We start from the raw sequence: 12,124 nt of genomic DNA on the forward strand, positions 1-12,124 counted from the left end.
GGCACCATGTCGGCCGCCGCCCCCGCGGCCTTCGACGCGGCCGGGCCACTGCCGCACGGGACCACCGTTCTCGAGGCGAGCGCGGGCACCGGCAAGACCCACGCCATCGTGGGGCTCGCCGTGCGCTATGTCGCCGAGCAGGGCATCGGCATCACCGAACTGCTTCTGGTCACCTTCAGCCGTGCCGCCACCCAGGAACTGCGCGAGCGCACCCGCGACCGCTTCGTCACCGTGGCCGCCGCGCTCGCCGAGCCCGACGCGGCGCGCGCCCACAGCGACGAACTGGTACGGGCTCTGGCCGGCACCGACCCCGCCACGGTGCGCCTGCGCCGGCACCGTCTGCTCACCGCCCTGGCCGATTTCGATGCGGGCACCATCGCCACCACGCACTCGTTCTGTCAACGGATGCTCGATGAACTGGGCTTGGCGGGCGAACACGATCCGGGCGCCCGGCTGGTCGAATCGGTCGACGAGCTGGTGACCACCGTCGCCGACGACCTGTATCTGGCCAGGTACGCGCGCGACCGTGCCCCGTTCACCCTGCGCGAAGCGCGCACCCTGGCGCTGGCCGCCGTGCGTGACCGGCACGCGAAGCTGGCGCCGCGCACCGACGGCGCCGCCGGGGAACGGGTCGCCTTCGCGACGGCGGTGCGGGCCGAGACCGAACGCCGCAAACGCCGCGCCGGGCTGCGCGATTTCGACGATCTGCTGGTGCTGTTGCACGAGGTGCTCGCCGACCCCGCGCACGGTCCGCGCGCCTGCGCCCGGATCCGGCAGCGCTATCAGGTCGCCCTGGTCGACGAGTTCCAGGACACCGACCCGCTCCAATGGGACATCCTGCGCCTGGCCTTCCACGAACACGCCACCCTCGTCCTGGTCGGTGACCCGAAGCAGGCCATCTACGCTTTTCGCGGTGCCGAGGTGCTCAGCTACCTCGATGCCGTCGCCCACGCCCAGCAGCGCCACGAGCTCACCCGCAACTGGCGCAGCGACGCCGGTCTGCTGCGAGCCGTCGATCACCTGTGCGGTGGCGCGGAACTTGGTCATCCCGAGATCGGTGTGTACCCGGTGGTGCCGACCCGGCCGGCCACCCGGTTGCAGGGCGCGCCGGAAGTGATCGTGCCGCTGCGGGTGCGCGTGCTCCCGCGCACCGGGGCGGGGCCGCGCAACCGGTCGGGCTTCCCGTCGGTGGGCAGGCAGCGGGCGAAGGTGGCCGCCGACCTGGCCGCCGATATCGTCACCCTGCTCGAGTCCGGCACCACCATCGACGCCGTACCCGAACGGGGCGTGGGTTGTTCGCATACCACCGACGGTCGCGCGCGCCGGCCGATCGGGCCGGGCGACATCGCGGTGCTGGTGCGCACGCGCACCCAGATCGACGTGGTGCGCGCCGCTCTCGACCGGGTCGGGGTGGCCTCGGTCCTGGCGGGCGGCACGAGCGTGTTCGCCACCGCCGCGGCCACCGACTGGCTGTGGGTGCTGCGCGCACTGGAACAACCGCACCGCGGCGACCGGGTGCGCCTGGCCGCGTGCACCCCGGTCCTCGGCGTGACGGTCGCCGAGATCGACACCGGCGGCGCCGATCTCGTCGGCCGGGTGTCGACCCAGCTGCGCGAGGCCGCGCGGCTGTTCGCCCGCGCCGGATTCGCCGCGGTCTTCGACAAACTCGCCACCGAGACCGATCTCGCCGCCCGGCTGCTCGCGGTGGACAACGGTGAACGCGAACTCACCGACCTGCGCCACCTCGCCCAGCTGCTCGACGAGGTCGCCCTGGCCGAGGGCCTGGGGCTGACCGCGCTCACCCGCTGGCTCGCCGACCGCGTCCGCGACCCCGAAGCGGGCAGTGTGAGCGGGCGCAGCCGCCGGCTCGACCGCGACGCGGCGGCCGTGCAGATCGCCACCGTGCACGCCAGCAAGGGCCTGGAATTCCCCATCGTGTACCTGCCGTTCGCCTGGGACAGCGCCAAGAACCCCTACCCGGCGACGCTGCTGTTCCACGACGACGACGGCACCCGTGTGCTCGACATCGGCGGCAAGGAGGCCCCCGGTTACGGCGAGCGGCAGTTGCGTTGCGAAGCAGAGGAATCCGGTGAAGAGCTGCGACTGCTGTACGTGGCCTTGACCAGGGCCATGTGTCAGGTCGTCACCTGGTGGGCGCCCGCGGTCACCACCGGAGCCGCACCGCTGCACCGGATGATCCTCGGCCGCCGCCCCGGTGCCGCCCAGGTGCCACGGCGCACCGAGATCCCCGCCGACACCGCCGCACTGCAACGGATCTCGGAGTGGGCCGCACCCGCCACGGAGGTGATCTCGGTGACCGCGGTGGACCGTCCCGAGGACGTGGCCCCGCGCCGGGTGCGTACCGAGCTGCCCACGGGCGAACTGGCCGCCGCCGAGTTCGGCCGGGCCCTCGACCACCAGTGGCGGCGCACCTCCTATTCGGCGCTCACCGCGGGCGCCCACGATCTGACGGCGATGCACGACAGCGAACCCGAGGACGGTCCCGGCCCCGACGACGAACCCACAGTGCCGCTGCTGGACGCCCCGGCCGGTGCCGGTGCCGCGCCCTCGCTGATGAATCCGCTGCCCTACGGTGCGGAGTTCGGCACGCTCGTGCACGCCGTACTGGAAACCGTCGACACCTCCACACCCGACCTCGCCGCCGAAGTCGGCCGCCGCTGCGCCGAGGCGGTCGAGCAGACCATGGCCGAACTCGATGTGGCACTGCTGTCCACCGCGTTGCTCGAAGTGCTGCGCACCCCGGCCGATTTCGGATCGCTGGCCCGGATCCCGACCCGCGACCGGCTCAACGAGCTCGAATTCGAACTGCCCCTCGGCGGTGGTGACACACCGGGACGACAGGCGGGAACCGTGCACGCCGTCGCCGGGCTCCTGCGCACCCACCTGCCCGCCGATGATGACCTGTCCGGCTATGCCGAGCATCTGGGGGCCCTGCCCGACACCGTGTTGCGCGGCTACCTCACCGGCAGTATCGACGCCGTGCTGCGGGTGGCCGGTGCCGACGGCGAGTACCGCTACGTCATCGTCGACTACAAGACCAATCGCCTCGGCACCGGTGACCTCACCGTGGCGCACTACCGCCGCGAGCACATGGTCGCCGAGATGATCCGCTCGCACTACCCGTTGCAGGCGTTGCTGTATGCCGTCGCTCTGCACCGGTACCTGCGCTGGCGGCTCCCCGGCTACGACCCCGCCCGCCACCTCGGCGGTGCGCGATACCTGTTCGTGCGCGGCATGATCGGAGCGGCGACACCACCCGGACACGGAGTCTTCGACTGGTATCCGCCCGCGGAACTCGTGGTCGCGCTGTCGGATCTGCTCGCGGGGGCGAGTCGATGACCTCTATTCAGATCGCGCAGCGGGGGACCGGGTTGCTGCGGGTGTTCAACGAGGCGGGTGTGCTCTCGGCCGCCGATGTGCACGTGGCGGTACGGATGGGCCGGATGGGGCGCGAGGACAGCGAGGATGTGCTGTTCGCGGCGGCGCTGGCCGTGCGTGCGGTGCGGTCGGGGTCGGTGTGCCTGGAGCTGGCGCGGATGCGCGAGATCGGTATCGACGCCGACGAAAGCCGTGAGGTCGGCGCGGGGGTCGACCCCGCGGCCCTGCCCTGGCCCGAAACCGACCGCGTACTCACCGCCCTGCGCCGCAGCCCGTTGGTCCTCGGTGGCCCGACGGGCCCGTTGCGGCCGCTGCGCGTGGTCGAAGCGGACGCCGACGGGGGCGCCCTGCTGTATCTCGACCGGTACTACCAGCAGGAACAGACTCTGCGCCGGGTGCTCACCGAACGCAGCACCGACCACCCGGAGGTCGACACCGCCCTGGTGCGCGCCGAGCTGGATCGGCTGTTCGCCGACGCCGTCGGCGCGGGTCTGGACCGGCAACGGCTCGCCGCCGCCCTCGCCGCCACCCACTGGACCACCGTCGTCGCGGGCGGGCCGGGCACCGGCAAGACCCACACCATCGCCCGCATCCTCGCCCTGCTCACCGCGCACCGCGCGGCCACACCCGAACTGCCCGCGCTGCGCATCGCCCTGGCCGCTCCCACCGGCAAAGCGGCCGCCCGCCTGCAGGAAGCGGTGCGCGAGCAAGCCGCCGAACTCGGCCTGCCCGAACTCACCGCCGCCACCCTGCACCGCCTGCTCGGCTGGCAGCGCGGCCGCACCACCAGATTCCGCCACCACGAACACAACCGGCTGCCCTATGACGTGGTGGTGGTCGACGAAACCTCGATGGTCTCGCTCACCATGATGAGTCACCTGTTCTCGGCCCTGCGCCCCGACACCCGCCTGGTCCTCGTCGGCGACCCCGACCAGCTCGCTTCGGTGGACGCGGGCGCGGTGCTGGCGGATCTGGTCGCCGGGCCCGTGAGCGGAGCACCGAACCCGGCGCTGCGCGAGGTGCTGCGGCTCCCCGGCGAACACACCGGATCCACACCGAGCCCGGCTGCTGGGCTCGCGGAACCGGCCACCCACAGCGCCGCGGAAACGCGTACGCACGGGGGTTCGGACACGGCTGGCGAATCCGGGGAACCCAACGCATCGAATGTCGCAGCGCCCGGCGATTCCGGTACAAATCGTGCGGGTGCTCATGACTCGTCGTTCGAACGCTCGGGGGCACAGGTGGATTCGCTCACCGCGCTCGAACTGCGGCGGCTGCAGGGTGGCATCGTCCGGCTGACCAGGGGCCGGCGGTTCGGTGGGCGGATCGCCGATCTGGCGGTGGCGGTGCGCGCGGGCGATGCCGATGCCGCGCTGGCGATCCTGCGGGCGGGCGGGGCGGACGTGTCGCTGTGCGGTCCCGAGGACACGGCCGCGGTGCGCGCCGATGTGACCTCGGCGGCACTGGCCGTGACCGCGGCTGCCGAGGCGGGTGACGCGGTCGGGGCGCTCACCGCGCTGGAATCGCACCGGCTGCTGTGCGCGCACCGGCAGGGCCCCTTCGGGGTGGAGCGCTGGGACCGGATGGCCGCCGAGTGGGCCGCGGCGGGTGGCGCGGGATCCGAAGGGCCCCAAGCCGTCTGGTATCCGGGTCAGCCGCTGCTCGTCACCGCCAATGACCACGAGGCCCGCATCTACAACGGCGACACCGGGGTCATCATCCGCCGTCCCGACGGGTCCCTGCGTGCTGCCCTGCAGCGCGGTAGCCGGCCCTACCTGGTGCATCCCACCCAGTTCCCCGCCGTGGTCACGGTATTCGCGATGACCATCCACCGCAGCCAGGGCAGCCAGTACGACACGGTGTCGGTCGTACTGCCCGAACCCGAATCCACCCTGCTCACCCGGGAACTGCTCTACACCGCCATCACCCGCGCCCGCGCCCACGTGCGCATCATCGGCACCGAGGATTCCATCCGCGCGGCGATCGGGCGCCGGGTGCTGCGCGCGAGCGGACTGTCCCGCAACATCGAGCAGTGACCGTGTGCGGCCGCCCGCGCGGGCCCGGTCAGCGAGCGGAATTGCGTGACAGGTTCCACGCCCACCACGGCTCGTTGTCGAGGTCGGCGCGGATGGGAGTCGCGATTTCGGTGCGCAGCGGCGCGGGCAGCCGTTCCAGCGCGGGCAGGATGTCGGGGGAGAGCTGACGCAGATACCCGGTGTCGAGACGATTGTCGGCTTCCCAACGGTCGATATTGCGTTCGGCGACGAAGTGTTCCGGGTTCAGGACGGCCAGGGCGAGCAGGGTGGCCAGGGCGGTGCCGACCGCAGCGCGCGGCACCCAGCTCCAGTGCAGCCGCGCCACCGCGACGAGCATCAGTACGTACACCAGTCCCACCCACAGTTCGCAGCCCGTCACCAGCAGCCGCAGCACCGTGAACCCGTAGGCCTGCTGATAGGTCCACATGCGGCCCAGCGCGGATACGACGATCACCAGCGTCAGCACGGTGAGCGCACCCAGCGACACCCGCAACCACCGACGGTCGGCGGCAGTGTCGCGGGCCGCCCAGTGCAGCACCGCGGTGAGCACCGCCAAGGTCAGCAGGCTCACCGCCGACAGCTGCCAGAACCCGCTGCGCGCGTATTCGGCGTAGGTGAGCCCGGCGGTCCGCTGCACGTAGTCGTCGCCACCGAACAGGGCGACGAACTGGGCACCGAGGAACACACCGAACAGCACGATCAGCGCACCGACCGGCAGCACCCATTCCCCGCGCGACCACGACCGCCTCGGGCGGGCACCCGCGGATGCGGCCGGCGGTGGTCCGGCCAGCAGGTACAGCGCGCCCAGTGCCCCCGCGCCGATCCACCCGAACAGCAGCACCCATTCCCAGGCCGCCGCCGCGTCGATCTCGGGCACCACACCGCTCAACAGCTTCGCGAAGGTCGCATCGGCGCCACCGAGCAGCGGCACGAACACCACCAGCAGTGCCACCGTCGCCGCGATCGACACCCCGTAGCGCCGCACACTCGACACTGCCGTGGGCCGCGCTTCACGCATACCCGAAAACCCCCAGGGCACCGCGCCGAACACCGCCAACGGCACCGCGATCATGTCGTACAACACCCCGCGCGAACTCCGCCGCCCCAACACCGCCAGTGACCCGGCGACACACGCCGCCAGCACACACAACACGAACAGCCACCCCGCCGCCCGCACGGCCCCGACGCCCAGCAACGCGAGCGCCGCACCCGCCCACCACACCCGTTCTCGCGCCCGCACCGTCGTCGGGACCCGCGCAGGCGTGGCATCGGCTTGTGATGAATCGTCGGACTCTGCGGTCACATCCGGGTGCGCGGCCTTGTCCGAAGTCGTCTCCTGCGCGATCGCGCCAGACTGTCGTTCCACCGCGACGGCTTTCGCCTCGATGGGCGCGGACTCCGCCGAGCGGCTGCGGGTCCGGGCCCGGTAGTCGACCGCGCACAGGGCCGCGGCGATCGTCGTGCCCGCGAGCAGCCAGCCGATGCCGGGGCGATCCACCGGGATGACCGTCGCGCCGACCACACCGGCGATGCCCGCCGCGGGCAGCACACCGGCCGGCCGCGAGACCCGCTTCCATCGTTGCGGCACCGGCGGCGCCCGGTGGGGCTCGGGCAGCATGAGCGCCCGCTCCGCCTCACGCCACCCCGCGGTCCAGGGCAGCCGCGAGTCGTCGGGTCCACCCGGCCGAGCGGGAACCGCCCTGGGGTGCTGCGTAGCGCTGCCCCTGGGCACAGACTTCTCGCCATCCTCCGTGGGCGGAGCCGATTTGCCGTTGTCCGCGGAGGGCGCTGACTTGTTGTTGTTCGTGGGCGGAGCTGATTTGCCGTTGTCCGCGGAGGGCGCTGACTTGTTGTTGCTCGTGGGCGGAGCTGATTTGCCGTTGTCCGCGGAGGGCGCTGACTTGTTGTTGCTCGTGGGCGGAGCTGGCTTGCCGTTGTCCGCGGGGGGCGCTGACTTGTTGTTGCTCGTGGGCGGAGCCGACTCGCCTGCGGCCGGAGCTGACTCGCTGTGGCTCGTAGGGGGCGTTGTCTCGCCGTGGGGCCTGGACGGTGTTGTGTCGCTGTTGTCGGCGAGGAGAACTGACTCGCTGTCGGCCGCGGGCACAGCTGACTCGCTGTCGGCCGCGGGCACAGCTGACTCGCTGTCGGCCGCGGGCACAGCTGACTCGCTGTGGTCCGTGGGCTCAGGTGTCCGGCCATGACGGGTAGACGAGGTCGTCTCGCGATGAGCCGCGGGCAGCGTTGGTTCCCGGGTGCTCGCGGTCGTGCCCTTCGCGGTGTCGGCGGTGGTGCCAGCACCGTCGCCGGCAGATGGTGCGGGCCCGTCGTCGCGGGCGCCCGGTGTGGGCGTACCGGCTCGGTCGGTGGTCGATTCGGACATGGTTGTCCCTTCGTCTGGGTGTGCGGATCCGCCCCGGGACCGGTGGTCCGGGGTGCGGTCGAGCGGGTTACGGGTGGGTCAGGTCGTGGGGAGGACGACGCGGATGCGGGAGCCGGGGTCGGCGACGGCGATGGTGCCGCCGTGCAGGTCGATCACCCAGCGGGCGATGGACAGACCGAGACCGGTGCCACCGCCTTCGGAGCGGCCGCCGCGGGTGAAGCGGTCGAAGACGGCGGCGCGCTCGGCGTGCGGGATGCCGGGGCCCTCGTCCTGGATCTCGAGCACCGTGGCGCCGGGCCGGGTGCCGCCGGTGATGCGGACCTCCCCACCCGCGGGGCCGTGCCTGGCCGCATTGTCGAGCAGGTTGAACAGCACCTGGTGCAGCCGGGCCCGGTCGGCGAGCACCATGGCCTCGGGTGGTTCGAGCACCGTCGTGAAGCGGACACCGCGGCCCAGTGCGGCTGTCATCACCTCGGCTTCGGCGATCGCCTCGGCCAGCAGCGGCGCCAGCGGCAGCTCTTCGCGATCGAGGGTGCGAGCGCCGGCTTCGATGCTGGACAGGTCGAGCAGTTCGGACACCAGCAGCCCGAGTCGCTCGGTCTGCGCCAGGGCGGTGCGCAGCGTCGCCGGATCAGGGGCGCTGACGCCGTCGACGAGGTTCTCCAGCACGGCGTGCAACGCGGTGACGGGCGTGCGCAGTTCGTGCGACACGTTGGCGATGAGGTCGCGGCGCTGCCGGTCCGCCGCGGCCAGGTCGGCGGCCATCTGATTGAAGGCGCTGGCGAGCTGGCCCACTTCGTCGCGCGAGGACGCGCGGACCCGGAAACTGTAGTCGCCGTGTGCCATCCGCCGTGCCGCCGCGGTCATCTCCCGCAGCGGGCGGGTGATGCCGTGCGCGAGGAACTGCGAGGTGACCAGGGCGATGAGCATCGCGGTGAGCGTGGTGAAGGTCGGCAACCAGCCGATCCGGGACCAGAAGTAGGCGAAGGCGACCGCGCCCGAACAGACCATCAGCACGGCCAGTTTCAGTTTGATCGATCGCAGCGGGTCCAGGGGGCGGGGCAACCGGTCGGCGAGCCGGTCGAGCAACGACGGCGTGGGGTCGGCCGGCGGCGCGCTCATCGCGCGTCCAAGGCGTAGCCGACCCCGTGCACCGTGCGGATCAGATCGGCGCCGAGCTTGCGCCGCAACGCTTTCACGTGACTGTCCACCGCGCGGGTGCCGGCCGCGTCCGACCAGTCCCAGATGTCCTCGAGCAGCCGCTCCCTGGCCAGCACCGCACGCGGACGATGCGCGAGGCGCACCAGCAGATCGAATTCCAGGGGTGTGAGCCGGGCTTCGGCACTGCCGCGCCAGACCCGCCGCTCGTCGAGATCGATGCGCAGGTCACCGACCACGATGGCGCTGTGATCACGCTCGGCGGCGCGGTCCACGCGCCGCAGCAAAGCCTGTACGCGGGCGGCGAGCACCCGCATCGAGAAGGGTTTGGTCAGGTAGTCGTCGGCGCCGACCCCGAGCCCGACGAGCTGGTCGGTCTCGGCGGTGCGGGCGGTGAGCATGAGTACCGGCACCGATCGTTCGGCCTGGATGCGCCGGCATACCTCGAGCCCGTCGAAGCCGGGCAGCATCACATCGAGTACCACCAGGTCGGGTTCGAACGCGGTGGCCGCGGCCACCGCGGCGGGGCCGTCGTGGGCGAGTTCGACGGTGAATCCTTCGGCCCGTAGCCGCGCCGCCACCGACTCCGCGATGGTCACCTCGTCGTCGACCACCAGAATCCGGCGTCCCACCTGCCCGGTCGCGCCGCCGTTGAGTTCCATGAGGTGACCATAGCTACCCGGTGTGGAGGGTTCCGGCGCCGAATGTGGAGATTGTGTGTGGTTGTGGGACCGCGATCGACCTACGGGTCCGGGAACAAGCCGGGCAGCTCCATCGCGTAGGCGAGGTCGTCGCGCGTGCCCAGGGTCACCAGTAGCACGCGGATCATGGTGACCCGGGCTTCGGTGGCCAGCGCCGGATCGGGGTCACTGCCGGGTTCGGAGCCCGCGGTGAGCCGGTAGACGACGTACTCGCACACCTGCAGCGCCGCGTCCAGGTCCAGGGGAGCGGGGGCCGGGCGGCCCAGGCCCTCGAACGCCTTGCGCACCAGCGCCCGGATGTCGTCGAGCGCCCGCTCCCGGTACGCCGAGACCGGTGAACCGGGATCGTGGAGTTCGGCGAACAACGGGCGCAGCATCGGCCCGTGCCCGCGCGCCCAGTCCACATAGGCGTCGATCAGCCGGATCCCCAGCTGGACCGGTTCGTCGGTGCCGGTCAGTGCCGCGCCGATCCCACCGACGAGATCCTCGTTCGACGCGTCGAGCAGCGCGCGCAACGGTTCGGCCGCATTGCCGAAGTAGCGGTAGAACGTGGGCCTGGCCAAGCCGGCCTGTTCGATGATCTGGGCGACGCTGAGCCCCCGCGAACCGTTGCGGGCGAACACCGCCGCGGTCGCCTCGATGATCCGGGCGCGGACCTCTTCGGCCTGCTCCTGGGTCTGCGGCGGTCTACCACGACGTACCGCCGTCGTCTCCTCGGTCATCGCACCTCCCAGCACCACCGGTGAACACGCACGGAAAGCTTGACACGAACCCGGGCTCGCAGATTAATCTAACACTAGTGTTCAGCAAATAGCCGAACGTGCGTGACCGCAGGAGAAGGGCCGACCATGACGAGAGCCTCCGAGTTGACCGCTGAGCCGACCGCGCTGCCCACCGCGCTGGTCAACCCCCTGTTCGACCGGGCGGTCGCCGGTGGCGCACCATCGGTTCCGGTCTTCGCCCCGGCCACCGGCCACAAGATCGGCGATCTGCCGCAGTCCTCGGTCGCTGATATCGAGCGTGCCTTCGCCGTGGCCCGCCACGCGCAGCGGGACTGGGCCAAGGTGCCGGTCAAGCAGCGCGTGGAGATCATCCGCCGCTTTCACGACATCGTGCTCGCCGAGCAGGACACCATCCTCGACATCGTGCAGACCGAGACCGGCAAGTGCCGCCCGCACGCCTTCGACGAGGTCGGCGACGTCGCGTTGAACTCCCGCTACTACGCCGCCGTCGCGCCCAAGCTGCTCGCCGACCGCAAGCCACGCGGCGTGCTGCCGGTGCTCACCTCGGTCGAGGTGCACAACCGGCCCAAGGGCGTGGTCGCGGTGATCTCGCCGTGGAACTACCCGCTCGCGCTGTCGGCCTCCGACGCCCTGCCCGCCCTGATCGCGGGCAACGCGGTCGTCGCGCGCCCCGACAACCAGACCGCGCTGTCGGCGCTGTGGGCCATCGACGCCGCCGAGCGCGCGGGTCTGCCCCGCGGACTGTGGCAGGCGGTACTCGGCCGGGGCCGCGAGATCGGTGGCGATGTGATCGCGCGCGCCGACTACGTCGACTACACCGGTTCCAGCGCCACCGGCCGCACCATCGCCCAGCAGGCCGGCGAGCGCCTGATCGGCTACTCCCTCGAGCTCGGCGGCAAGAACCCGCTGCTGGTGCTGGCCGACGCCGACGTGTCCAAGGCAGCCAAACTCGCCGTGCGGGCCTGCTACTCCTCGGCCGGTCAGCTGTGCGAGTCGATGGAACGCATCTACGTCGACGCCTCGGTCTATGACCAGTTCGTCGCCGAATTCGTCGGCAACGTCAAGAACATGTCGCTCGGTGGCGAACTCGACTACAGCCGCGACATGGGTTCGCTGACCTTCCAGCGCCAGCTCGACACCGTCTCCGCCCACGTCGACGACGCCGTCGCCAAGGGTGCCGAGGTGCTCGCCGGTGGCCGTGCCCGCCCGGACCTGGGCCCCTACTTCTACGAACCCACCGTGCTCGCCGACGTGCAGCCCGGCATGACGGTCTACCGCGAGGAGACCTTCGGTCCGGTCGTCTCGGTGTACAGGGTCGACTCCGACGAGGACGCCATCGAGGCGGCCAACGACACCGCCTACGGCCTCAACGCCAGTGTGTGGAGCCGCGACGTCGAACGCGGCAAGTCGGTCGCCGCCCGGATCAACGCGGGTTCGGTGAACGTCAACGAGGGCTTCATCGCCGCCTGGGGCAGCATCGACGCACCGTCGGGCGGTCTCGGCATCTCCGGTCAGGGCCGCAGGCACGGTCCCGAGGGCCTGCTGAAGTACATCGACACCCAGACCGTCGCGGTGCAGCGGGTGCTGCCGATCGCGCCGCTACCCGGTATGTCCGAGCAGTTGTGGGCCAAGACGATGACGCTGGTCTTCGGCGTCATGAAGACGCTGCGCCAGAAGTAGCGCAACACCGAGCAGGGGTTAGGTACG

7 protein-coding genes are annotated in these 12,124 nt (G+C 71.4%); 3 read left to right on the forward strand and 4 right to left on the reverse strand.

The annotated features are described in order from the left end of the window. Window positions 1-6 precede the first annotated feature (6 nt). Entirely contained in the window at window positions 7-3,360 is a 3,354-nt protein-coding gene (locus ACFO5K_RS06775; protein WP_378557723.1) for a UvrD-helicase domain-containing protein, read from the forward strand. After that, window positions 3,357-5,435, forward strand: coding sequence for an AAA family ATPase (locus tag ACFO5K_RS06780; protein ID WP_378557419.1), 2,079 nt, complete (start codon window positions 3,357-3,359; stop codon window positions 5,433-5,435). Before ACFO5K_RS06775 ends, ACFO5K_RS06780 begins: the two co-directional genes overlap by 4 nt. Before the next feature lie 28 nt (window positions 5,436-5,463). On the opposite strand, the gene ACFO5K_RS06785 is transcribed toward ACFO5K_RS06780, so the two are convergent. The 4 genes from ACFO5K_RS06785 to ACFO5K_RS06800 form a co-directional block, all read right to left on the reverse strand. Further along, entirely contained in the window at window positions 5,464-7,053 is a 1,590-nt protein-coding gene (locus ACFO5K_RS06785; RefSeq protein WP_378557422.1) for a DUF4153 domain-containing protein, read from the reverse strand. A gap of 840 nt (window positions 7,054-7,893) precedes the next feature. Next, entirely contained in the window at window positions 7,894-8,937 is a 1,044-nt protein-coding gene (locus tag ACFO5K_RS06790; RefSeq protein ID WP_378557425.1) for a HAMP domain-containing sensor histidine kinase, read from the reverse strand. Beyond that, a complete protein-coding gene (locus ACFO5K_RS06795; RefSeq protein WP_378557428.1) occupies window positions 8,934-9,635 on the reverse strand; it encodes a response regulator in 702 nt (233 codons plus the stop codon). The genes ACFO5K_RS06790 and ACFO5K_RS06795 overlap by 4 nt, the downstream gene beginning before the upstream one ends. 80 nt (window positions 9,636-9,715) lie before the next feature. Beyond that, window positions 9,716-10,396, reverse strand: a complete 681-nt coding sequence (locus tag ACFO5K_RS06800; protein WP_378557431.1) for a TetR/AcrR family transcriptional regulator — start codon at window positions 10,394-10,396, stop codon at window positions 9,716-9,718. A 126-nt stretch (window positions 10,397-10,522) separates the two neighbouring features. Here ACFO5K_RS06800 and ACFO5K_RS06805 point away from each other — a divergent pair, with 126 nt between their 5' ends. After that, window positions 10,523-12,097: a succinic semialdehyde dehydrogenase gene (locus ACFO5K_RS06805; RefSeq protein ID WP_378557434.1), complete on the forward strand. Its 1,575-nt coding sequence runs from the start codon at window positions 10,523-10,525 to the stop codon at window positions 12,095-12,097. Window positions 12,098-12,124: the final 27 nt, after the last annotated feature.

It is taken from the genome of Nocardia halotolerans, from assembly GCF_042650145.1.
GTDB lineage: Bacteria > Actinomycetota > Actinomycetes > Mycobacteriales > Mycobacteriaceae > Nocardia > Nocardia halotolerans.